A 24,033-nucleotide genomic window follows, 5' to 3' on the forward strand; every position below is an offset into this window, starting at 1 on the left:
GCAACGGTCATGCCGGCTCAGGCGGCGGCACGGTAATCACGAAGCCAAGCCGGCAGATCGGTGATGCGGTCGAGAATCGTCAGAGGCGACAGGGCCTGCAGATGGGCCTCGGGATGGACGCCATAGCTCACACCGATCGCTGCCGCACCGGCGTTGCGGGCCATCTCCAGATCGAAGGTGGTATCGCCGATCATCAAGGTTGCCGTGGGCGTCACGCCACAGACCGATATCAATTCCTCAAGCATGGCCGGATGGGGTTTCGACCGGCTTTCATCGGCGCAACGCGTCGCATGGAAGCGTGGCGCCAAGCCGGTCGCCTCCAGTCCGCGATCCAGACCGGCCCTGCCCTTGCCCGTGGCAACCGCGAGCAGATAGCCGTCGCGCTCAAGTTCGTCCAGCACATCGCCCACTCCGGGAAACAACTGCTGGGCCACGTTCTCGCCGTGCATGAATGCCTCGCGATAAGCAGCCGCGAAACGCGCGACGAAGTCATGATCGGCACCTTCGTACAAGCTGCATACCGCCTCTTGGATACCCAACCCGATGATGCGGCGGATGGCGGGCGCTGGCAGCGGGTCGAGCGCGAGCGTACGCATCGCACGCTGCATGCTGGCGACTATTCTCGCCTCCGAATCCATCAGCGTGCCATCCCAGTCGAACACCAGTAAGGAAAATTCTCGTTTCATGCGGACTCCAGGCTGTCCAGGCAGCCTTGCAGATCGGGCGGCAGGTCGGATTTGAAATGGTAACGACGACCGGTGACAGGCATTTGAAAGCGCAATTCGGCTGCGTGCAGAAACTGGCGCCTGAGCCCCAGCGCGCGATTGCCTCGATCGGCGCCGAAGTCGCCGTAGCGGGCATCGCCCACGACCGGATGACCGATATGGGCTGCATGCACGCGGATCTGATGTGTGCGGCCGGTGCCGATGCGCACCTCCATCAGGGTATGCTCGGGCAATCTGCGCATCGGCTTGAACTCGCTATGCGCCTCGATGCCGTGATCATCAACGCTGACATTGCGTCTGCCTCCTCGCTCTCCTTCTCGGATCAGCGGCAGATCGACCTGCCTTGCACCGCCTTGCCAGGCACCGTGCACCAGAGCCAGATAGCGTTTGTCCATTCCGTCGCCGCGCAGCAGGGTATGCAGACGCGTCAGGCACTCCCGCGACTTCGCGATCAGCAAAAGGCCACTGGTTTCGCGGTCAAGACGATGCGCCAACTCCAGAAACGGCGCATGGGGTCGGGCGGCACGCAGCGCCTCGATCAGACCGAAGCGCAGCCCGCTGCCGCCATGCACCGCGAGGCCGGCCGGTTTGTCCAGCGCGATCAGATCGTTATCCTCGTGCATGATCGCGGCTTCGATCCGGGCCAGCAACGCTTCCGGAACATCCTCCGCCGCGCCAATCGACGGCTGCACGGAAACCGGCGGCACCCGCACGGTATCACCCTGCTCGAGACGGTGCATGGGCTTGACCCGACCGCCGTTGACCCGAACCTCGCCACGTCGGACGATGCGATATATCAAGCTTCGGGATACACCCTTGAGTTCGCGCAGCAGGAAGTTGTCCAGTCGCTGCCCCGCATGGCGTTCGTCGATCACCAGCTGCCGCACCCGAGGTGAATCGTTTTGCGAAGTCGTTTTCATAAATCCATGATATCAGCACACAACCGGCTTTGATGCGCACGCGCATCCTTGCTATATTTGCAAGGGGCATTAGCGATACGCAACACAAAAGCCCCATACAGCAGTGATTTCCCCGTGATCGGGCCAGGCCCGGATCACTCCAGGGTCGTCTCCGGATCGGAGAGACCCCAATACGTAAGGTACCGTTTGACCTTGTTCATGGATGGCTTCTGCACGACTCTCACATACGGCGGACGAATCTCGCTTCCCGTATCGTCGTGCATGGGTCGGCCGGCCACCCGGCGCCATGCAGGGCACAAAAACGGCATGACAACACTTAGAGCCTCGCGTCGCCACGACTGGCCGACCCAGACACAACGGTTGATCCGCGACTGGCTGACCCTGTACTTCGGCAGCCTGTTCCACGCGGATCACCATGCACCCGGTCAGCCCCGGGTCCTGGCGCCCGGGCTCTCCTTCAGAGACACGCCAATCCATGAAACGCATTCTGATCAATGCCACCCAGCCGGAAGAGCTGCGCGTGGCCATGGTCGACGGCCAAAAGCTGTACGACCTAGACATCGAAGTTCCCTCGCGCGAACAGAAGAAGTCCAACGTCTACACAGGCATCATCACCCGGGTTGAACCCAGCCTGGAAGCCGCCTTCGTCAATTTCGGCAGCGAACGTCACGGCTTTCTGCCGTTCAAGGAAGTCGCACGCGAATATTACGCCGAGGCGGTAAGGGACGGGGCCTCGCGACCGACCATCAAGGAGGCGCTGCGCGAAGGCCAGACGCTGCTCGTGCAGGTCGAAAAGGAAGAACGCGGCACCAAGGGCGCGGCCCTCACCACGTTCATAAGCCTCGCAGGACGCTATCTCGTCCTGATGCCGAACAATCCCCGTGCCGGTGGCGTCTCGCGCCGTATCGAAGGTGATGACCGCAGCGAGCTGCGCGATGCGATGAGTCAGTTGGAGGTGCCCGAGGGCATGGGCTTGATCGCGCGTACCGCTGGCGTCGGGCGATCGGCCGAAGAACTGCAGTGGGATCTCGACTACCTGATGGTGTTGTGGGAGGCGATCCGCACGGCTTCGTCCGAACGCAAGCCCCCTTGCCTGATCTACCAGGAAAGCAACGTCATCATTCGGGCGCTTCGCGATCACTTCCGCAACGACATCTCGGAAGTGATCATCGACGACGCCAAAATCTACGAGCAGGCACTCGACTTCGTTCGCCAGGTCATGCCCCAGAGCGCGCGGAAACTGAAGCTCTATGAGGACCGCGTGCCCCTGTTCAACCGCTACCAGATCGAAAATCAGATCGAAAGCGCATTCGAGCGCGAGGTCAGGCTGCCGTCCGGTGGCGCCATCGTCGTCGACCACACCGAAGCACTGGTGTCGATCGACGTGAACTCGGCGCGCGCAACCAAGGGTGGCGACATAGAGGAAACAGCGCTCAACACCAATCTCGAAGCAGCGGACGAGGTCGCACGTCAGCTACGTCTGCGTGATCTCGGCGGTCTCGTGGTGATCGATTTCATCGACATGGCGCCAAGCAAGCATCAGCGCGAAGTCGAAAATCGCCTGCGCGACGCGCTCAAGCTCGATCGCGCACGCGTTCAGATCGGTCGCATCTCCCGTTTTGGCTTGCTGGAAATGTCGCGTCAGCGACTGCGCCCCTCCTTGGGCGAATCGAGCCACATCGTGTGCCCCAGATGTAGCGGTCACGGCACCATCCGCGACGTGGAGTCCCTTGCGCTTGCGGTCATTCGCCTGATGGAAGAAGAAGCGATCAAGGACAAGACCTCCCAGCTGCTCACCAAGGTACCGGTTGAAGTGGGTACGTTCCTACTCAACGAGAAGCGCAGCACGCTGACCGATATCGAGCAGCGCCACCAGGTGCGTATCGTAGTCGTGCCGACACCCTCGCTGGAAACGCCGCACTTCGAACTGGAACGGATACGCGATGACGGCAAGACCAAGGACGGGGATAGCGAAGCCGCCACGCAACACAGCTACAAACTAATCGACACTCCGCCCGAGCCGAGCGTGCAGGCCACCGCCAAAGCGGGCGGCGCTTCGCAGCCGCAGGCTCCCGCCGTTTCCATGGTTGCGCCGCCGCCGACGGCAATGCCCACGCCGACCACCGAAACCGGAGCGCCGGCCCCGTCCGGGGATGGCATCAAGCCGGGGCTGATCACGCGCATCTGGCACAGCCTGTTCGCGCCGATGCCCGAGTCCGGTGGCGACGCACGTCAGACCGAAGAGCGCATCCAGCGCCCTCGCCCACAGGCGCGAATCACGCCTTCCTCTGGCGGCACCACCGACCCGCAGCAGGAAAAGCCTCGCGCGCGACGAGACAAGCCGGCGCGCACCGAAGACCAGCGTCGTGGGGAAGCCCGCGCAGACGGACGGCGCGCGGCGACCGGGCAGGCACGAAACGGCGAAAGGCCAGAGAACGCCAAGGATACGGAAGCTGCGCGCAAGTCGAACACGCCCGATGGAGAAACCGGCTCGCGCGTCGAAACCGCAAATACCGGGGACGAATCTCAGGCACCCCGCTCTCGCTCCAGCCGCCGCCGTTCCAATCGCCGCCGCGGACGCAACAGGGAGTCGGGTGATCGAAGCGAAGCAGCCGAAAATGGGCAGCAGGCAGACGCATCGGAACACGTTTCGCAGAACACGGATGCGCCCGCTGCCGCGGACAGGCCGGCAGGCGACGATGAAGGCGCGCGCGACGACGGTTCGCCGAACACGGGACGCAGTCGCAATCGTCGCCGGCGCGGCGGCCAGCGACGCTCACCTGATGCAGATACGGCTGCAGTCGCGGCGTCTCCGCAACAGACGGAGGCAGAGCGGCCCCAAACGGCACAACAACGCCCTTCCACGTCCGCGGAAAGCTCCGCTCCGAATGTCTCGATGACGACCACACCCCCCGAGTCCAGGCACGCAGACGAAGGTGGTGAAACCAGCCGCAACTCCAAGCCAACGGCAGCTCCGGGCTCCTCGGCGGAGTCGAAGCCGCAGGTGGCGGCGCAGCCTGCCGCGGCCAACATACCGCCACAGACCGCTCCCGCAGAACGCCCAGCGGCGCAAGACCGCCCCGAGACTAGTGGCGGCGATCGGCCGCCGGCCTCCAAGCCCGAGACCGCGCCGGCGACGGAAAGCCGTGAGCCTGCGTCCAGACACGCACCGAGCGTCAAGCCGGCCGATCTCTCGAAAGAAGTCGCCGCTGCGGAACGCCCCGAGTCGCCCGCCTCGACCTCAAATAAGACGGCCGAAGGCTGACGGTCCAGGCCGTTCCGCCCTAAGCATGGACGGAACGGCCTCTTAATCTTGCGACGTCTCAGCCTAACTGCCGGCGTATCTCGGCAATCAGGCCCTCTCCAGCTGCCTCGACCATGTCCAGCACACGCTCAAACCCTTCGCCCCCCCCGTAATACGGATCCGGCACTTCGATAACGCCAAGTTCCGGCGCAAAGCTCATCAGCAACTGCACCGATGGCAGCGATTGCAAGCCAAGTCCCTGATCGCGCAAGGCATCCAAGTTGGCCTGATCCATAACCAAAACATGGGCGAAACGCGTCAGATCGGCTGACTCGATACGACGTGCCCGCTGCGACGACAGATCGTATCCGCGCCTTCGGGCTGCCGCCTGCATCCGCCTGTCTGGCGGCTCGCCGACATGGTAGGCATGCGTGCCCGCCGAATCCACGCGCACACGGCCTGCAAGTCCAGCCCGTTCGAGTTGGCGCTCGAATACGCCCTGCGCTGCAGGCGATCGGCAGATGTTGCCCATGCATACAAATAGCACCCCGATATCCTGCATCTTTACTTCCTACCGATATTGAAACGGGTTGGATACCCATGACTCATGGCAAACGCAAACTCCATGTCCATCATGTCCGGCCATTTAATCGCGCGTGGCCAGATCGATACCTTCGGTCGCGACCGTAGCCAGAAAGTCGATCTGATCCGGTGTGATGACGTAAGGTGGCATGAAATACACCACATTACCCAGTGGTCGCAGCAACGCGCCGCGCGTGAGCGCGTGCTGGTAGACACGCAGACCGCGCCGTTCCTGCCAGGGATAGGGCACACGTCTAGCCTTGTCCGCCACCATCTCGATGGCCAGCACCATTCCCGTCTGACGGATTTCGGCCACATGCGGATGATCCTTCAAATGCGCGACTGCTTGTCCCATATGGGTCGCCAGTTCGCGATTCCGGGCGATGACATCATCCGACTCGAAGATATCGAGCGTGGCCAGTGCGGCGCTGCAGGCAAGCGGATTGCCGGTATACGAATGCGAATGCAAAAATGCCGTCATGCGTTCGTAATCATCGTAAAATGCCTGATAGATCCGATCATGCGTCATCACCGCGGCAAGTGGCAGGTACCCTGCCGTCAGCCCCTTGGAAAGGCACATGAAATCCGGGCTGATGCCGGCCTGCTCGCAAGCGAACAATGTACCGGTGCGGCCGAAGCCAACGGCAATTTCATCGGCGATCAGGTGCACGCCCTGTCGGTCGCAGGCCGCGCGCAGTAAACGCAGATATTCAGGATCGTACATGCGCATACTGCCGGCGCACTGAATCAAAGGCTCGACGATAACGGCACAGGTTTCATGTGCGTGGCGCGAAAGCGCCGCCTCCATGTGCGCGAACTGCCGGCGCGCTACATCGGCACACGACTCGCCGGGTTCACGGGCATAACAATCCGGGCCAGGCACCACGATCGACTCCATCAGCAAGGGGGCATACGTTTCCTTGTACAGAGAAACGTCGCCGACGGATAACGCCCCCAGGGTCTCGCCATGGTAGCTGTTGGACAGGCAGATAAATCTCGTTTTCCCGGACTGCCCGAGATTGCGCCAGTAATGAAAACTCATCTTCAATGCAACCTCGACCGCTGCCGAACCATTATCGGCATAAAAGCAACGGCTGAGTCCCGGTGGCGTGATGTCAACCAGGCGTTCGGCGAGCCTGACTGCCGGCTCGTGTGAAAAACCGGCCAGAATGACATGTTCGAGGGTGTCAAGCTGGGCTTTGACGGCCGCGTTGATACGCGGATTGACGTGACCGAAGATATTGACCCACCAAGAACTCACCGCGTCGAGATAGCGTTTGCCCTCGAAATCCTCGAGCCATACGCCATCGCCTCGGCGTATGGGTACCAGCGGCAGAGTTTCATGGTCTTTCATTTGCGTGCAGGGGTGCCAGAGCACCGCCAGATCGCGATCGTGCAGATTCTGATTGTCTTGCATGCGGGTATCCGGAGAATCGAGACTCGGCGACTCACCGCACGGTGCCGCGATCGAGGCGCCGGGTCTTGATGGAACGAGGCCTCCAGCTCGCAGGCGGGAGGAAGTGATCAGGCGGGCAGTCTAGCAGCCGTTGCCAAGTACAGGCCAGTCAACCCGATTCAGTAGGCCAGACGCCCGTAAAGCGAGCACTGCGCCCGGAAATCGGCTGCCAGCGAGTCGGGGCACATCGACCAGTCAAAGCGCCAGCGCCAATTGGCGTCGGAACAGGTACCGGGTGTATTCATCCGATGCCGCCCCCCCAAACCCAGTAAATCCTGCATCGGAAGAACGGCCAAAGTCGCCACCGAAACCAGTGCGCTGCGGATGAGTGCCATCGGCATACCGCCCGCAGGCTCGCCCAGATAGGCCATGATGCGGGCACGCAATTCATCCGAGCAGGCCTCGAACCAGCCCAGTGTGGTGTCGTTGTCGTGGGTGCCGGTGTACACGACGCAATTGCGCACGTGATTGTGCGGCAGATAGGGATTGCTGGCGTCACCATCGAATGCAAACTGCAGGATACGCATGCCAGGCAACCCATAATCATCACGCAAGGCCTCTACCGGCTCGGTGATGACGCCAAGATCCTCCGCAACGATGGGCAACTGCCCGAAGTGATCGATCAGGCTGGAAAACAGCAGGCGCCCCGGAACCTCGACCCAATGGCCATTCATGGCCGTTTCCTCGCCCATCGGCACCGACCAGCAGGACTCGAACCCGCGAAAGTGATCTACCCGCAGGAAATCGTACAATTCCAACTGGGTTTCAAATCGTTTTTTCCACCAGGAAAATCCATTATCGATCATCCGTTCCCAACGATAGAGCGGATTACCCCACAGTTGCCCCGTGGCGGAAAAATAATCCGGGGGCACGCCAGATCTGGATAGGGCATGCCCCTGATCGTCCAGGTCGAACAAGTCACGATGCACCCATACATCCGCGCTGTCATGGGCGACAAATATCGGCATGTCACCGAAAACACGGATGCCGCATCCGTTGGCGTAATGGCGCAGGCGCTGCCACTGCTCGAAAAAAAGAAACTGGTTGAATCGCACGCGCTCGATGTTCAGTGCGAAATGTGCATGAGCTTCAGCCATCGCGGCTTCCTGGCGGTCCCGCAACGGCACAGACCAGGCCCACCAGGGTTGTTCGCCGTGTACATGTTTGAGTACGCGGTAAAGCGCGAAATCATCAAGCCAATGCGCATTGTGGCCCTTGAAGTCAGCAAACCGCGCCCACCAGTCGCCCGAATGCCCCCCCTGCCCCTGTCGCACCTGATCGAACAGGCTTTCCAGCGCTGCACCGCTCGGGTCGATACCGTATTCCGCACAGACATCGGCCAGGTTGATAAGCCGGGTGTCGCCGGCGTGCGCAGACTGACATTGGTAAGGTGAGCCCTCCGCGTGCACTTCGTTGAGCGGCAGGACTTGCCAGACATGGGCACCGGCTGCATGGAGAAAATCGACGAAATGGTAAGCCTCGCGCCCGAACGTCCCGTTGGCGCCCTCCCCTGGCAATGACGTCGGGTGCAATAGAACGCCAGCGCTGCGCCTGCCCAGTACCGAGGGAGCGCGGCCGCCGGCATGATCACTCGCGTGCGTCACGCTGGATCCTGCCCTCGGCGCATTGTCCCTCCCGTCACGGGGTCCCCGCCACCATAAGTGAAGGCATGGCTAAGATAGTCGGGAGGATCAAGTTCCAGAAAACGATAAAGGTTCGTCAGGTGGAGGCGGTAAAGCCGGTCGAAATCGCTGACCGATCCCGATGGGTTGTAGTCTCCGAACCACCAGCACCAGTCGGAACCCTCGCAAATGGCCAGCTGCTCACTTGCGCGATGCAGGCTGTCTTCGCTCAGTTTATGCTCGGCAAGCGCATTATCGTATGCCTGCTTCGCCGCGATGAGCATCGACCAGCCCTGATTCTTGTCATGGTCGCCGATCCAGGTGGAAAATGTGCCATAAACCCAGCTGCCCGAAACAATGCGCCTGAGCCTGTCTGTTGGTGGCTGTGCGGGTGTTGTCTGGCGGGCGGAAGATTTTGTGGTCATTTCCTGTGCCAAGGCTACGCCTTGCATGCCCTCCCCTACCGAATCCACGAGCGTGAGTGCTTCCGAAAATGTCGTCATCTGGATCATGGGGTGTTCAGCCAGCAGGCTGTAAAGTCTGGAGAGAAAATAATATCCATTGGCCGGGTAGTATTCCCAGGCATTCTCGCCATCGAGGATCACGGACACGATCTTGGGCGCGGCGTGTCCTTCCTCTTGGCTGACGGCCATGGTTTCGAGTTCATGCACGAAATTAGCCGCAGCGTCATCCCCATGCCAAGTCGAATAAGTGAACCCGATGGCGTCGGATAATTTGTCATCGCGAAAAAAACACCGAACCCCACTGTCGCCATAACGATACGGCGTATAGAGCCAGTCTCGCGATTCCATTAGTTTTCGACCGGATGCCTTCAGGCTGTTGGCCAATACCGTTTCTCCGCTGGCTGCCCAGCGGAACCCGGCTTGCCCCAGCATATCCAGTGTCGGTCCGCTGATGCTGCCCTCCGATGGCCAGCATCCCTTCGCGGACATTCCGAAGACACGCTTGAATACCGCCTGCCCATGTTCGAGATGCCAACTCACCCGTCTGACGCCATCCGGGTATCCCTTGGGCTCCTCGGGCAACACGACCTCGGGCCAAGCTTCACGCGCACTGGACAGATCTATCATGAGCGGCATGATCGGATGGCCATACGGCGTCAGCGACAGTTCGATCCTTTCCTGTTTCGCGAGCAAACGGTAACGGTCCAACAGTCGTGTCAGGTTTTCGCCGATGACTTCGATCAACACGCGCCGGTCGCGCATCGAGAAGTGCGTACCCTGTTCGATGAGATGTTTGATGCGAAGGTCACTGCGCCTCAGGGTTTCCCCCATCCAGGCCAGGTGATACCAGACGAGCAGATCCACGAGAAACTGATCGGATACGTAGTCGATCGTATGGTCCTGGTGCTGCATCCAGGCGACCATGTCGACAAGCCCCTTGAAGATGGGCCAGGGCTCGACCATATGCGTACGGTTTGCCTTAAGACATGACTGCGCGAGCCAAAGACGCTGCTCGGCGCTTTGCGGCATGTCCTCCGCCCCTAGCGCCGCCAGCAGTGGGTCTCGAATCGCCTCTCCCCGCTCGAGCCATGTCTCGATCTGAATGGCGTAATCCTCGATCTGCTCCAGCAGGATCGGTGCGAAATTGACCACGGCACGCGCATCGGGCTCGGACTCGAGATGCGCCACCATGTCCGTGTAATCCTTGATCGCGTGCAAGTAGGTCCAGGGGAGTTGAAATACGCCGCTGGCATGATCGCGATATTCAGGCTGGTGCATGTGCCAGCAAAGCACCAATTGAATCGGCTTTAGTTTATCGGGCACGGCGACGCGGAGCTCCCAGCATGTCTGAAGTGACCAGTACCACACCGCCCGGTGAGACATGAAAGCGCCGGGCATCCTCTTCCAGATTTTCGCCGATCACCATGCCTTCAGGCACATGACATCCTTTGTCAACGACGGCACGTTTGATGCGGCAATTCTTACCGACATGCACGTCCGGCAAAATCACGGAATCCTCTATCAATGCATGGGCGTCGACTTCCACATTGGAAAACAGGAGAGAATGACGCACCAAGGCTCCCGAAATGATGCAACCGCCGGACACCATTGAATCCACTGCCATGCCTCGACGATCATCGTCGTCGAACACGAATTTCGCTGGCGGCAATTGTTCCTGATAGGTCCAAATCGGCCAATCCTGATCGTAGAGATTGAGCTCGGGCGTAACGCCGATCAATTCGAGGTTGGCGGCCCAGTAGGCATCCACGGTACCGACATCCCGCCAATAAGCCTGCGTATCCGTCTGGGTGTCCCTATAAGGGAACGCCATCACGCGATACCGCCCCACGATATGCGGGATGATATCCTGCCCAAAATCATGATTCGACTTGGACACATCGGCATCGCGCACCAATTGCTCATATAGAAACGAGGCGTTGAAAACGTACACGCCCATCGATGCCAGTGCGCGATCTGACTTGCCCGGCATCGGCGATGGATCCGCCGGCTTTTCCTGAAATTCATAAACCTGCCCCGTTTGATCGCAGGCCATCACGCCGAAAGCCTTGGCCGTGTCCAAATCCACCTCGAGACAGGCCACGGTCATATCCGCATTGGTATCCACGTGATAGGCGATCATGTCGCCATAGTCCATTTTGTAGATATGATCTCCAGCGAGTACCAGAATGTATTCCGGGTCATGCTCGCGGATGATATCGAGATTTTGATAGACGGCGTCCGCGGTACCGGCATACCACGAGGTATCCACACGCTGTTGCGCCGGCCATATCTCCACAAATTCGTTGAATTCGCCGCGTAGAAAGCCCCAACCTTTCTGCACGTGTTGAATCAGCGAGTGGGCTTTATATTGAGTCAATACCGCAATGCGACGAATGCCCGAATTGATACAGTTGGCAAGCGGGAAATCGATGATACGGAATTTGCCGCCGAAAGGGACGGCTGGCTTGGCTCGCCAGGCGGTCAGGTCCTTTAGCCGAGCTCCGCGTCCGCCTGCCAGAACCAGTGCCAGGGTGTCTCTGGTCAGACGGCTGACGAAGCGTTGCGACTGCACTTTCATGTTGCCGGTTCCTATCACTTGACGGATGGGAGCTTACAAACACTGTCGCGGCCCCAGGTTAACCCAGGATGCTCGTGCTAGACTGCTGACGTCGAAAGCGTACTGGAAATCGACGCCCGCTTACAATCTGGCACGTCAATCAAGACAAGGCAAGGACAAGCTGGCATGACGAACGCACTTTCCGGTGATCTCGGCCGCATCCTGGAGGCCAGACACCATGATCCCTTCGGCTTTCTGGGCTTGCACGCCGAAGCAGGCGGTTCGATCGCGAGGGCGTATCTACCGCACGCCGTCGAGGCCTGGATAGGCGCTGACCGATTGCCGATGACGCCACTCGAACAGGCCGCAGGCCTGTTCGAGTGGCGTGGGTCCGCCGACGTCTTGCCGGCACATCCGCTCGTGCACTGGACGGAAAGCAACGGCGACGCCCATGAGCGGCATGACCCTTACAGCTTCATGCCGCAACTCAGCGAGTTTGACCTACAGCTGATCAACACTGGCAAGCACTGGCATGCCTACCGCATTCTCGGCGCACATACGTGGCAAGTCGACGGCGTGGCTGGCGTTCGGTTCGCGGTCTGGGCTCCGAATGCCGAACGTGTCAGCGTGATTGGCGACTTCAACCACTGGGACGGACGCTGCCACCCCATGCGCGTACGTGGCGGCACCGGTATCTGGGAGCTGTTCCTACCGGATATCGCGATCGGGTGTCTGTATAAATTCGAATTGCGCAATCGGCACAGTGGCCAGATCGTCACCAAAATCGATCCCTACGCCCGTCAATTCGAGCTGCGGCCGCAAACCGCCTGCATCGCCATCGCCGACAGCACCTATGAATGGCAAGACCATGACTGGCTGGAGGCACGCAAATCCAGCGATTGGCTACATGCCCCCATGTCCGTCTTCGAAGTGCATCTGGGCTCATGGCAGCGCGACGACCAGGGGCATTTCCTGGACTATCGCACGATCGCGGACCGCCTCACGGCCTATGTCCGCGAACTCGGTTTCACCCATGTGGAACTGCTGCCGATCACCGAACATCCGCTCGATGCCTCATGGGGTTATCAGACCACCGGGTATTTCGCGCCAACCAGCCGGTTCGGTGCGCCAGACGACTTCCGCTATCTTGTCGACCGGCTGCATCAGGCAGGCATCGGCGTACTGCTCGACTGGGTGCCAGGGCATTTCCCGCGGGATGAGCATGCACTTGCCCGCTTCGACGGCACGCCTTTGTACGAACACGCCGACCCGCGTCTCGGAGAACACAGGGACTGGGGCACCTATATCTTTAACTATGGTCGAAATGAAGTACGCAATTTCCTGATCTCCAGCGCCATGTTCTGGGTCGAGGAGTTTCACATCGACGGGCTGCGCGTCGATGCAGTGGCATCGATGCTCTATCTGGACTATTCACGCGAAGCCGGCGACTGGCTACCTAATAAATTCGGCGGCAATGAAAACCTCGAAGCCCTCGATTTTCTGAGAGAGCTCAACGCCACCGTTCAAGGCAACCACCCCGGCGTACTGATCACCGCCGAGGAATCCACCGCCTGGCCCCAGGTAACTCGCCCCCCCGATCTCGGTGGCCTGGGCTTTGCAATGAAATGGAATATGGGGTGGATGCACGACATCCTGCAATATTTCGGCAAGGATCCGATACACCGCCACTTTCATCACGACCAGCTGACTTTCGGCCTGCTCTACGCGTTCACGGAAAATTTCGTATTGCCGTTCTCGCACGACGAAGTGGTGCATGGCAAACGGTCGCTACTTTACCGAATGCCTGGGGACGAGTGGCAGCGTTTTGCCAATCTGCGCCTGCTTTACGCATTCATGTACACCTACCCAGGGAAAAAATTACTTTTCATGGGATGTGAATTCGGACAAGGGAGCGAATGGAACTTTGATGCTCAGCTCGACTGGTATGTCACGCAATACGCGCATCATCAAGGCGTTCGCGCGCTGGTGAGCGATCTCAATCGCCTTTATCGAGACAATGCGCCCCTGCATCGCCAGGATTTCGAATGGCAGGGCTTCGAATGGATAGATTGCCACGACGCGGCCCAGTCGGTGATCAGCTTCATGCGCAAGGATGATGCCGGCAGGCATCTCCTGGTCGTATGCAATTTCACGCCGATTCCACGACAGCAATACCGACTGGGCACGCCACACCACGGCGTTTACCGCGAAAAATTCAATTCCGACTCCACCTATTATGGCGGCACGAATACTGGCAATCCACCGCTGATGCAGACCGAACCGACCCCCTGGATGGGGCGTGAGCGTTCGCTTTCGCTACAGTTGCCTCCGCTCGGTCTGCTGGTGCTTGAGCCTGCCGACTGAACGATCGGCAAGTCGGCAAGGGGCCGTGGGGTGGACTCGCCGAGCCGAACTGATATGATCGCCGCCGCGCGAAGCCAACACTGCGGCTGGGCGCGCCCCCGGCGCGCCCTGTGCGTATCAGGCCGGCCTGGGAACAAGGCAACCGGTGGCTGGCGAAAAATGGCGGAGAGGGTGGGATTCGAACCCACGTGGGGCGGTAAAGCCCCCAACCGATTTCGAGTCGGTGCCGGTGTGACCGCTTCGGTACCTCTCCAAGGGCGCGGATTGTAACAACCCACGACCGCTAGAGGAAGCGAAATCGGGCATGAGATGCATCGCCCCCCTCCACTCACTTGACGGGTGACCGCTTGATCAATCTGAAGACGCGTCGCGGACGCCGCCAACTGATTCGAATCGCCGAAATCGCCGCCTTCATCGCGCTGATGAGCACGACGCTCGTCTATGTCCTCTCACGCACACCGGATACCTTGCTGGATCGGATCAAGGCCAGCGGCGTGCTGGTTGTGGCGACACGCAACGGCCCCACCACCTACTACCAAGGCCCCGATGGCCCAACCGGCTTCGATTACGATCTCGTGGAAGCCTTCGCTCACGAACTGGGCGTCAAGGTCAAATGGGTTTTCCCCGACAATTTCTCCGACCTCTTGCCCATGGTCGAATCGGGCCGAGTCGACATGGTAGCTGCGGGGATCGCGATCACGCCCGGACGCGCCGAACGTGTACGGTTCGGCCCCGCCTATCAAACCATACGACAGGAGGTCATCTACCGCGCCGGTGAACCGCGCCCACGCAGCGTATCCGACTTGATCGGCAAGCGCTTGGCTGTGATCGCAGGCAGCAGTTTCGAGACCAGGCTGCGGCAGCTCAAGAAAAAATATCCTCAACTTGGCTGGCAGGCGGAATCGGATACCGATATCGAGGAGCTGTTGTACCAGGTCGCGACGGGCAAGCTCGATTACACGCTGGACGACTCCAACGACGTTACGCTAAACCGCAGATTCTATCCCCAGATCGCGGTTGCCTTCAGCATAGGCTCCCCCCAGAAACTGGCATGGGCGTTCCGACGCGATGACGACAGCAGCCTTTATCATGCAGCCAAAGCATTTTTTGCCAAAATCGAGAAAAATGGCGAACTGCACCGGATTACCGAGCGTTACTACGGTCATGCCCGAAGCTTTGATTATGTGGGCACATTCACTTTCATGAAGCATGTCGCTCAACGCCTACCGCCGCTGATTCCGCTGTTCAAGGCCGCGGCCAAGAAATACCACATCAGCTGGCGGTTGCTGGCGGCCATCAGTTACCAGGAATCCCACTGGAATCCTAATGCCACTTCGCCCACCGGGGTGCGAGGACTGATGATGCTGACGCGCCCGACCGCCGAGCATCTTGATGTTGAAAACCGCCTAAATCCGGAACAGAGCATCATGGGCGGGACCCGCTATTTTCTCAAACTGCGACGCGAACTACCTGCCAGCATCAAGGAACCCGACCGCACTTGGTTCGCCCTGGCCGCATACAACATAGGCCTTGGCCACGTCATGGATGCGCGACGTTTGGCCGTCAGGTTCGGCAAAAATCCGAACAGCTGGCCAGACGTGAAGCAGATACTCCCTTTATTGAGCCAGAGACGCTGGTACCGACAGACCAAATTCGGTTACGCGCGGGGCCGCGAACCGGTCCAATACGTGCAAAATATTCGCAGTTATTTCGATATTTTGATCTGGCTCCGCGACCACAATCAGAAAGGCCAGAATTTGAATACGCCACTGCCAAGCTCGTTGCTGAATACGCCACCGAGCCTGTAAGGCGAATGCCGCACTACCTCTATCCTCGCCGCGCTCTAAAGAATGTCCGCAGTCGCTCGCCAGCAATCTCGCCAAGCACGCCACCCCTGACCTGCACCCGATGGAGATTGTGCGGTGATTGCAGAATATCGAACACGCTGCCCGCCGCGCCAGTGCGAGGGTCATAGGCGGCGAAAACGACGCGATCCAGGCGCGAATGCAGCATCGCGCCGGCACACATCGGGCATGGTTCGAGCGTGACGTAAAGCGTGCACCCCGCCAATCGGTAATTGCCAATGGTTTCGGCTGCCTCGCGCAGCGCGAGTATCTCGGCATGTGCGGTCGGATCGTTGCTCGCCACCGGACGATTCCACCCCTGGCCCAGCACCCCGCCTTCGCGCACCACCAACGCACCTACCGGCACCTCGCCATCCGCGGCCGCCCTGTCGGCCAGAGACAGCGCACGTCGCATCCATTCGCGATCGGCCTCTGGCGGCGTGCCTTGAGGTGCTATTCCCACTCGATGGTGCCGGGCGGTTTGCCGGTCACGTCATAGACCACACGGGTGATGCCGTCGATCTCGTTGACGATACGCCGCGATACGTGATCTAGGAATTCGTAGGGCAGATGCGCCCAACGCGCGGTCATGAAGTCGACGGTTTCCACCGCCCGCAGCGCAACGACGTAATCGTAGCGACGGCCGTCGCCCATGACGCCGACTGCCTTGACGGGCAGGAATACCGCGAAGGCCTGAGACACCTTGTCATAAAACCCATAAGTGCGTAGTTCTTCGATGAAAATGGCATCCGCACGCCGCAGCAGCTCAACGTAAGCGGGCACGACTTCTCCGAGAATGCGCACACCCAGTCCAGGGCCTGGGAACGGATGGCGGTACACCATTTCGTGTGGCAGCCCAAGCTCAAGCCCGATCCGGCGCACTTCGTCCTTAAACAATTCGCGCAAAGGTTCCACGAGACCGAGCTTCATGTCCTCCGGCAGCCCCCCGACATTGTGATGCGATTTGATCACATGCGCCTTGCCGGTCTTGCTGCCGGCCGATTCGATCACGTCGGGATAGATGGTGCCCTGGGCCAACCATCGTGCATCGGCGATTTTGGACGCTTCTTCGTCGAAGATTTCGATGAACAGACGCCCTATCGTCCGGCGCTTTTCCTCCGGGTCCGTCACGCCGGCCAGCGCCCCCAGGAAGCGGGCGGCGGCATCGACGCGGATGACTTCCACGCCCATATGGTCGGCGAAGGTTTTCATGACCTGATCGCCTTCGTGCAACCGTAACAGACCGTGATCGACGAACACGCAGGTCAGTTGATCGCCCAACGCCCTGTGCAGCAGCGCGGCCACCACCGACGAGTCCACGCCGCCGGAAAGACCGAGTATCACGCGGTCGCGACCGACCTGCTCGCGTACGCGCGCCATGGCGTCGTCGATGATGTTGGAAGCCGTCCACAGCGGGCGGCAGCCGCAAATGTCGATCACAAAGCGCTGAAGGATACGCGCGCCCTGGCGGGTATGGGTGACCTCCGGGTGGAACTGGACGCCATAATAATGCCGGTCCTCATCGGCCATCCCCGCAAGCGGCGCACTGTCCGTGCTCGCCATCAGCTTGAACCCCGGGGGTAGCGCGCATACGCGATCTCCATGCGACATCCACACGTCGAGCAGACCATAGCCCTCCGGGGAGATCTCGTCCTCGATGTCACGCAGCAGCGCGCTATGCCCGCGCGCGCGCACGCGGGCATAGCCGTATTCGCGATGCGCGCTCACCTCGACTTCGCCGCCAAGCTGTGCCGCCATGGTCTGCATGCCGTAGCAGATGCCGAGCACTGGCACGCCCAGTTCGAAAACAGCGTTGGGTGCGTGTGGCGCGGCTTCGCCCACGGTCGATTCCGGGCTGCCGGACAGAATGATGCCCGCAGGGGCAAATTCGCGCACCGCCTGGGATGTCATGTCCCAGGGGTGGATTTCACTGTAGACCCCAGCCTCACGCACACGCCGGGCGATCAGCTGTGTGTACTGCGAGCCGAAATCGACGATCAGGATCTTGTCAGAATGGATGTTATCGGTCATCGGCTCCAGGCCTGGCTCAGTTTGATGCGTAGGGGTCTGATCAATCGATACGGTAATTCGGCGCTTCCTTGGTGATCGCGACGTCGTGCACATGGCTCTCGCGCATCCCGGCGTTGGTCACGCGGACGAATTCGGGCTTGGTACGCATGGCGTCGATATCGGGCGCTCCGACGTAACCCATGCTGGAACGCAGCCCGCCCAGCAACTGGTGAATGATCCCCGAAATCGAGCCTTTATAGGGCACGCGCCCCTCGATGCCTTCCGGCACCATCTTCTCGACCGCCGAGCCCTCTTCCTGGAAATAACGGTCTGAGGAACCCTTCTGCATCGCGCCGAGCGACCCCATGCCGCGATAGGATTTGTAGGATCGTCCCTGGTAGAGTTCGACCTCTCCGGGCGCCTCCTCGGTTCCGGCAAACATGCTGCCGATCATGACGCAGTGTGCGCCGGCGGCGATGGCCTTGGCGATGTCGCCGGAAAAGCGGATACCACCGTCGGCGATGAGGGGCACATCCGTGTCCTTGAGCGCTTGATAGACGTTGTCGATGGCGCTGATCTGCGGCACGCCGACCCCGGCCACGATTCGCGTGGTGCAGATCGACCCCGGACCGATGCCGACCTTGACCGCATCCGCACCGACATCGACCAGCGCAGAGGCGGCGGCACCGGTGGCAATGTTGCCGCCGATGACCTGCAACAGGGGAAAGTTACGCTTGACCCAGGCCACGCGGTCGATAACGCCTTGCGAATGGCCGTGGGCGGTGTCGACGATCAACACATCGACGCCCGCCTCGACGAGCGCCTCGACGCGCGCCTCGGTCCCCTCGCCGGTACCGACCGCAGCGCCGGCCCGCAGCCGACCCTCGCCATCCTTGCAGGCGTTCGGATAATCGCTGGATTTCTGGATATCCTTGACCGTTACCATGCCGCGCAATTGGAAATCGTCGTTAACCACCAGCACCTTCTCGATGCGGTGTTTGTGCAGCAAACCGCGAATTTCATCGAGACCCGCCCCCTCGCGCACGGTCACCAGGCGGTCGCGCGGCGTCATGATGCTCTGTACCGGCGCATCCAGGTTTTCTTGAAACCGCATGTCCCGGCTGGTCACGATGCCGACGAGGTCCTGGCCATTGACCACCGGCACACCGGAAATGTTGTGCGCTCGCGTCAGCGCCTGCAGTTCGCGGATACTGATGTCGGGCGTGACCGTGATCGGCTGCGTGATCACGCCACTCTCGTATTTCTTGACCTGTCGGACCTGGAGCGCCTGCTGATCCACCGTCATGTTCTTGTGGATGATGCCGATGCCGCCCTCCTGGGCCAGCGCGATGGCCAAACGGGCCTCGGTCACCGTATCCATCGCCGCGGAAACCACGGGGATGTTAAGACGGATCTCGCGCGTCAGGCGGGTTTGCAGATCGACATCGCGCGGCATGACCCGGCTGTGCGCCGGCAGCAGCAGGACGTCGTCAAAGGTGAGGGCTTCCTGAACGATTCGCATGGCGTGACCCCGGGCTGGCTTAATTAAACCGGCCATTATAGATTTTGCGGGTAGTTAGGTAAACTTCGGGATTGCATCCAGGCCATATGCCCATGACCGAACCCACAGCGCACGAAATACTCAGCGTTTCGCAGCTCAACGCCAGCGCACGTCAATTGCTGGAAGGTGCTTTTGGCCTGACCTGGGTCGAAGGCGAGCTGTCCAATCTTTCCCGGCCGGCCTCCGGGCATCTGTATTTCACTCTCAAAGACGGCGGCGCACAGATACGAGCCGCCATGTTTCGCAATCGCAATCAGCTCCTGCGCTTCGCGCCGCTCGCCGGCCAACAGGTGCTGGTACGCGGTCGCGTCAGCCTGTACGAAGCCAGGGGCGACTACCAACTGATCGTGGAGCACATGGAAGAGGCCGGCGAAGGCGCCCTGCGCAGGGCCTTCGACGCACTGCGCCTCAAGCTTGCCGCGGAAGGTCTCTTCGACCCAGCCAACAAACGCCCCCTGCCGACCTATCCGAATCACATCGGCATCATCACTTCGCCCACCGGGGCGGCCCTGCGCGACATTTTGAGCGTGCTACGCCGACGCTTCCCGGCGATTCCCGTTCTCGTCTATCCGGCCACGGTACAGGGCCGGGAAGCAGCTCCCAGCCTCGTGGCGGCTCTCAAGCAAGCCAATCACGACTCTCGCTGCGACGTCCTCATCGTGAGCCGAGGCGGCGGCTCGCTGGAGGACTTGTGGGCCTTCAACGAGGAAACCGTGGCCCGCGCGATCGCGGCATCGCGTATCCCCGTGATCAGCGCGGTCGGGCACGAAACCGATGTGACGATCGCCGATTTCGCAGCCGACGTCCGCGCTCCCACGCCTTCGGCAGCCGCGGAACTGGCCAGCCCGGACCGGGAGGCGCTCGTTGCACGCCTGCGCCATGACGCCTTGCGCCTCCGGGCGGCCATACGCAGGCCGCTCGGCGCGGCCTTGCTGCAGATCGATTCGTTGTCTGGGCGCCTTGCCCGTCGACACCCTCTGAGCCGGCTGCAACAGCAAAGTCAGCGGCTGGATGAACTGGAAGGCCGGCTTCGCCAGGCTCAACATCGTCATCTGCAACGCCTGCAAGCCGCGCTGCAGGCCAGTCGATTCCGGCTGCGGGCAAGCTCCCCGGCTAAACGGCTGGCGCTGGACGGAACGAGGCTCGCACGTGCGCGTCAAGCCCTGCCTGCCGCCACGGGCGCACGCCTTCAAGCCGCTGGCGAACGGCTCGCCGGCCTGGTCCGCACGCTGGAGGCCGTGAGCCCGTTGGCGACGCTTGGACGAGGTTACGCAATCCTCCTCGACGAACGGGGACGGGCGGTGCGCGAAACGGCGCAGGCGCCTCCCGGCAGTGAAATCGAGGCGCGCATCGCTCACGGGCGACTACGCTGCCGGGTACTCGCGACGCCGACAGGTAACGACTAGCGGTCGAGACAGCCCCGCAACGCAGGCAGCGTCACCATCGGCGCCAGGCCGGCACATCCGCCGTGCAGCACGCGGCAGGGGTTGTGGGCATCGCCAAGATGGTCGAGCACCGCGCATGCACCGTCGAAATCATGATCGCGCGTGTAGTCGTTGACCGTCACCAAAGTTCGCAGTCCTGCACCACGGGCTGCGAGCAGTCCGTTTTCCGAATCCTCGATCGCCAGACAGTCGTCGGCTGCGAGTCCGAGCTGCGACAACGCATGGGTGAAGATATCCGGAGCCGGCTTCTTGGCCGGCACGACATCCCCGGCCGCAATCACACCGAACCACCCCACCGACTCGTCCCCAAGCGTCGAACGCAGCAAGCCGGTCACGTTTTCAGGTGTGGTGGTGGTCGCAATGGCCAGTGTCATGCCGGTATCCCGAGCCTCCCGAAGCAACCGTTCGACACCGGGACGCAGCGGTATTTCGCCTTGCCCAAGCAATTCGAGATAGTGGCGCGTCTTGTTGCGGTGCAGCCCAGCGATGAAGTCCTCAAGCGCACCCTCCGCAGGCTTGAAATCGGGGCGGTGCCGCTGTATGTAATGAGCGATACGCTCCTTGCCGCCAGTCACCGCCAGCAACTCGCCGTACAGGGCCGGCGTCCACTCCCAGTCGAGACCGGCATCGGCGAAACTGCGGTTGAAGGCCGGCCGATGGCCGTCCCGCTCGGTATCGGCCAATGTACCGTCCACATCGAAAATCAGGGCCTTGATACTACTCATGATCGTCTGCTTGGGTCGTCGGACTGGCGTCGCGCCGCCCCGCCTGGCGCCGGCAGGTGCCAGGCGGGGCGGCACAAGCTCAGAAGTGGTAGAAGATGCCTGCGAACGCGCCTTTGAATTTGATGTCGCCGTTGGGGTCGATATTGCTGCTGGCGACCTTCAACTCCATTTGACGATAACCGGCCTGCAGACCCAGGCCGATGGGCGTTTCATAGGCGATTTTCGCCTGGTAGTCGGCGAAATAGTTCGTGCCATTGCCTATGTAGCTACCATCGACCGCCGCGCTCAACCCGGTCAGCGGCAGGTCCGCATGCAGGCCGGCATAAAGCATCGGCACCGCCACCGAGCCGCTGGCCGAGCTCGATTGATTGCCGCTCTTGAGGTCGGCGCTCAGGCTCATCGCCTTGACGTCGAGACCCAGACGGAGCTGCACGATATTGTTGATGGGCTGATAGTAGAAAATGAAGTCGGTCTGCGTCAGCTTGAGCTGGCTGCTGACCTGCTGGTTGGCGGTATAGGTCTGCCCGCCATAAGTGATCGTCCGCGACAACACCTGGCTGCCACTGGTATCGATACGCGAATAGCGAACCTCGACATCCGGCAGCACCGGGATCGGGTGCTGGATATCGACCCAAGCGTAGCCCTGACTCTTGCTGCTCAGACCGAGATCGCTCTTGAGATTGACGTTGCTGGACGACTGACCGCCGGTCGTATAATGAACATAACCACTGGGCTGCTGCGACCAGATGCCGGCTCCAAGGCTCACGTTGAAGCCGAGCGCCGCGTGTGCCGAGCCCATCGAGCACAGGCCTAGCGTGCAACCGCCGAGGGCGGCAAGCGCATGTCGGATTGCCATGTCTTGAATACTCCTTGCGTGATCTATAGTTCGTATCGGATGGAGCTTGCCAGGACGGCCGCGCGCAGACCAAAGCGCCGCCGACCCATGGATTCTAACATGCGGCATGATCCAGGAGGCATGGACCGCGCTCGCGGCTTGCATGTCGCCCGGACATCTGCTACTAAAATCGCCTTTTCGCGCCCGGTGTAGAATACGGGTTGTTATGTCCCAGCTGGAGTAGACCATGGCCGCTAGCGACCAGAATGCCAACACCCCCGTCCGCTCACCTGTCGCGGGTATCGCGCCTTATGAGCTCAAAGAGGGCGAGGAGTACATGAATGACGCGCAGCGCGAACACTTTCGCCATATCTTGCGCGCCTGGCGGCAAGAGTTGATGGAAGAAGTCGACCGCACCGTCGAGCACATGAAAAGTGAAGCCGCCAACTTCGCCGACCCGGCCGACCGTGCGACCCAGGAAGAGGAATTCAGCCTGGAGCTGCGCACCCGCGACCGCGAACGCAAACTGCTCAAGAAAATATCCGAGGCTCTCGACGACCTCGATCAGGGGGAATACGGTTACTGCAAGTCCTGCGGCTCGGAAATCGGCATCCGGCGCCTTGAGGCCCGCCCCACCGCCACGCTGTGCATCGAATGCAAAACCCTGCAGGAGATCAAGGAAAAGCAAATGGCGTGACGAGTCCGGATGCGGGCGCGCCCGGCAATCGCGCCGCCCGCGCCGAAGCCTCGATCAACCACACGAGCGAACCGGCCCGCCCCCGCGCCTACCGCGGCCGGTTCGCGCCCTCGCCCAGCGGTCCCTTGCATCTCGGATCCCTCGCCACGGCCCTGGCAAGCCGTCTTGAAGCCATCAGGCACCAGGGGGAGTGGCTGCTGCGCATTGAGAACATCGATCCGCCGCGCGAAGTGCCCGGTGCCGCCAGCGCAATACTGCGCACCTTGGAACAGCATGGATTTGCCTGGGATGGGCCCGTCGTGTACCAGCGCGACCGCACGTCCGCCTACGCAGATGCCGCCGAATGCCTGCTTTCCGAGCGGCTTGCCTATCCCTGCGCCTGCACCCGGCGCGATCTGATCCGCAACCACCAGGGTCTGCCGCACTACCCCGGCACCTGCCGCACAGGCCTGCCACCGGGCCGCCGCGCGCGCGCGCTGCGGGTGCTGACGCATGATCGGCCGATCGGCTTCGACGACCGGCTACAGGGTTGGCACGCTGCGTATCTGGAATCGGAGGGTGGAGACTTCGTGATCAAGCGGGCAGACGGCTATTACGCCTACCAGCTCGCCGTAGTCGTCGATGATGCCTGGCAAGGTATCAGCGACGTGGTGCGGGGCATCGATCTCCTCGAATCGACGCCGCGCCAACGCCATCTGCAGGATTGCCTGGGCTTGCTGGCGCCTCGCTATGCGCACCTACCGCTTGTCGTCGGCCGGGAGGGCACCAAGCTGAGCAAGTCGGCCGGCGCGGCGGCACTCGATACAGGGTGCCCAGGGGAGAACCTCTGGCGAGCGCTGTGGGCCTTGGGTCAACAGCCGCCACGGGAGTTGCGGACGGGTGAACCTCGCGACCTCTGGGCCTGGGCAGGCGAACATTGGGCACTCGATGCGTTGCGCGGCGTAACCACGTGCTCGGCGCCCATTCACCCGAACCAATAGCA

At 61.2% G+C, this 24,033-nt stretch carries 18 protein-coding genes and 1 tRNA gene; 6 read left to right on the top strand and 13 right to left on the bottom strand.

Annotated elements, in window-relative coordinates:
* Positions 1-17 precede the first annotated feature (17 nt).
* Both THPRO_RS03165 and THPRO_RS03170 read right to left on the bottom strand, forming a co-directional pair.
* Positions 18-686 carry an HAD-IA family hydrolase gene (locus THPRO_RS03165; RefSeq protein WP_065089197.1) on the bottom strand — a complete coding sequence of 223 codons (669 nt, stop codon included), beginning with the start codon at positions 684-686 and terminating at the stop codon, positions 18-20.
* Complete coding sequence (locus THPRO_RS03170; protein ID WP_038086628.1) at positions 683-1,645, bottom strand: RluA family pseudouridine synthase; 963 nt, start codon at positions 1,643-1,645, stop codon at positions 683-685. Before THPRO_RS03170 ends, THPRO_RS03165 begins: the two co-directional genes overlap by 4 nt.
* Positions 1,646-2,120: 475 nt before the next feature.
* Between THPRO_RS03170 and rne the strand changes: the two genes are divergently transcribed.
* Positions 2,121-4,910, top strand: coding sequence for a ribonuclease E (gene rne, locus THPRO_RS03175; protein ID WP_065089198.1), 2,790 nt, complete (start codon positions 2,121-2,123; stop codon positions 4,908-4,910).
* 58 nt (positions 4,911-4,968) lie between these two features.
* Here the strand turns inward: rne and THPRO_RS03180 are convergent, their stop codons facing one another.
* The 5 genes from THPRO_RS03180 to glgC form a co-directional block, all read right to left on the bottom strand.
* Positions 4,969-5,451 carry a low molecular weight protein-tyrosine-phosphatase gene (locus tag THPRO_RS03180; protein WP_065089199.1) on the bottom strand — a complete coding sequence of 161 codons (483 nt, stop codon included), beginning with the start codon at positions 5,449-5,451 and terminating at the stop codon, positions 4,969-4,971.
* Positions 5,452-5,535: 84 nt separating this feature from the next.
* A complete protein-coding gene (locus THPRO_RS03185) occupies positions 5,536-6,888 on the bottom strand; it encodes an adenosylmethionine--8-amino-7-oxononanoate transaminase (protein WP_065089200.1) in 1,353 nt (450 codons plus the stop codon).
* Between the two features lie 158 nt (positions 6,889-7,046).
* Positions 7,047-8,531: a 4-alpha-glucanotransferase gene (malQ, locus tag THPRO_RS03190; protein ID WP_065089201.1), complete on the bottom strand. Its 1,485-nt coding sequence runs from the start codon at positions 8,529-8,531 to the stop codon at positions 7,047-7,049.
* The gene (locus THPRO_RS03195) at positions 8,528-10,336 is read right to left on the bottom strand and encodes a glycoside hydrolase family 57 protein (protein WP_038086629.1); all 1,809 of its coding nucleotides are present in this window, start codon (positions 10,334-10,336) and stop codon (positions 8,528-8,530) included. The genes malQ and THPRO_RS03195 overlap by 4 nt, the downstream gene beginning before the upstream one ends.
* Positions 10,326-11,591: a glucose-1-phosphate adenylyltransferase gene (gene glgC / locus THPRO_RS03200; RefSeq protein ID WP_038086630.1), complete on the bottom strand. Its 1,266-nt coding sequence runs from the start codon at positions 11,589-11,591 to the stop codon at positions 10,326-10,328. Before glgC ends, THPRO_RS03195 begins: the two co-directional genes overlap by 11 nt.
* A gap of 165 nt (positions 11,592-11,756) precedes the next feature.
* On the opposite strand from glgC, the gene glgB reads away from it, so the two are divergent.
* Positions 11,757-13,934 carry a 1,4-alpha-glucan branching protein GlgB gene (glgB, locus tag THPRO_RS03205; protein WP_065089202.1) on the top strand — a complete coding sequence of 726 codons (2,178 nt, stop codon included), beginning with the start codon at positions 11,757-11,759 and terminating at the stop codon, positions 13,932-13,934.
* Between the two features lie 160 nt (positions 13,935-14,094).
* On the opposite strand, the gene THPRO_RS03210 is transcribed toward glgB, so the two are convergent.
* Positions 14,095-14,187, bottom strand: a tRNA-Ser gene (locus tag THPRO_RS03210).
* 94 nt (positions 14,188-14,281) lie between these two features.
* On the opposite strand from THPRO_RS03210, the gene mltF reads away from it, so the two are divergent.
* Positions 14,282-15,742: a membrane-bound lytic murein transglycosylase MltF gene (gene mltF / locus THPRO_RS03215; RefSeq protein WP_236717237.1), complete on the top strand. Its 1,461-nt coding sequence runs from the start codon at positions 14,282-14,284 to the stop codon at positions 15,740-15,742.
* A gap of 19 nt (positions 15,743-15,761) precedes the next feature.
* Here mltF and tadA read toward each other — a convergent pair whose 3' ends face one another.
* The 3 genes from tadA to guaB are packed head-to-tail and all read right to left on the bottom strand — an operon-like array spanning position 15,762 to position 19,310.
* Positions 15,762-16,235: a tRNA adenosine(34) deaminase TadA gene (gene tadA / locus THPRO_RS03220; RefSeq protein WP_038086962.1), complete on the bottom strand. Its 474-nt coding sequence runs from the start codon at positions 16,233-16,235 to the stop codon at positions 15,762-15,764.
* Positions 16,232-17,809 carry a glutamine-hydrolyzing GMP synthase gene (guaA, locus tag THPRO_RS03225; protein WP_038086631.1) on the bottom strand — a complete coding sequence of 526 codons (1,578 nt, stop codon included), beginning with the start codon at positions 17,807-17,809 and terminating at the stop codon, positions 16,232-16,234. The genes tadA and guaA overlap by 4 nt, the downstream gene beginning before the upstream one ends.
* A 40-nt stretch (positions 17,810-17,849) precedes the next feature.
* The gene (gene guaB / locus THPRO_RS03230) at positions 17,850-19,310 is read right to left on the bottom strand and encodes an IMP dehydrogenase (RefSeq protein WP_065089203.1); all 1,461 of its coding nucleotides are present in this window, start codon (positions 19,308-19,310) and stop codon (positions 17,850-17,852) included.
* Between the two features lie 92 nt (positions 19,311-19,402).
* Between guaB and xseA the strand changes: the two genes are divergently transcribed.
* A complete protein-coding gene (xseA, locus tag THPRO_RS03235) occupies positions 19,403-20,755 on the top strand; it encodes an exodeoxyribonuclease VII large subunit (protein WP_065089204.1) in 1,353 nt (450 codons plus the stop codon).
* Here the strand turns inward: xseA and THPRO_RS03240 are convergent.
* Positions 20,752-21,519, bottom strand: coding sequence for an HAD family hydrolase (locus THPRO_RS03240; protein ID WP_038086632.1), 768 nt, complete (start codon positions 21,517-21,519; stop codon positions 20,752-20,754). The genes xseA and THPRO_RS03240 overlap by 4 nt on opposite strands.
* A 79-nt stretch (positions 21,520-21,598) precedes the next feature.
* The gene (locus tag THPRO_RS03245; RefSeq protein ID WP_038086633.1) at positions 21,599-22,375 is read right to left on the bottom strand and encodes a TIGR04219 family outer membrane beta-barrel protein; all 777 of its coding nucleotides are present in this window, start codon (positions 22,373-22,375) and stop codon (positions 21,599-21,601) included.
* A 226-nt stretch (positions 22,376-22,601) separates the two neighbouring features.
* Here THPRO_RS03245 and dksA point away from each other — a divergent pair, with 226 nt between their 5' ends.
* Together dksA and gluQRS are read left to right on the top strand one after the other, a co-directional pair.
* Positions 22,602-23,051 (top strand): RNA polymerase-binding protein DksA, encoded by a 450-nt coding sequence (gene dksA, locus THPRO_RS03250; protein ID WP_038086634.1) that lies wholly within the window; start codon positions 22,602-22,604, stop codon positions 23,049-23,051.
* Positions 23,048-24,031 (top strand): tRNA glutamyl-Q(34) synthetase GluQRS, encoded by a 984-nt coding sequence (gene gluQRS / locus THPRO_RS03255; RefSeq protein WP_236717238.1) that lies wholly within the window; start codon positions 23,048-23,050, stop codon positions 24,029-24,031. Before dksA ends, gluQRS begins: the two co-directional genes overlap by 4 nt.
* Positions 24,032-24,033: the final 2 nt, after the last annotated feature.

Origin of the sequence: Acidihalobacter prosperus, from assembly GCF_000754095.2 — a bacterium.
GTDB classification, from domain to species: domain Bacteria; phylum Pseudomonadota; class Gammaproteobacteria; order DSM-5130; family Acidihalobacteraceae; genus Acidihalobacter; species Acidihalobacter prosperus.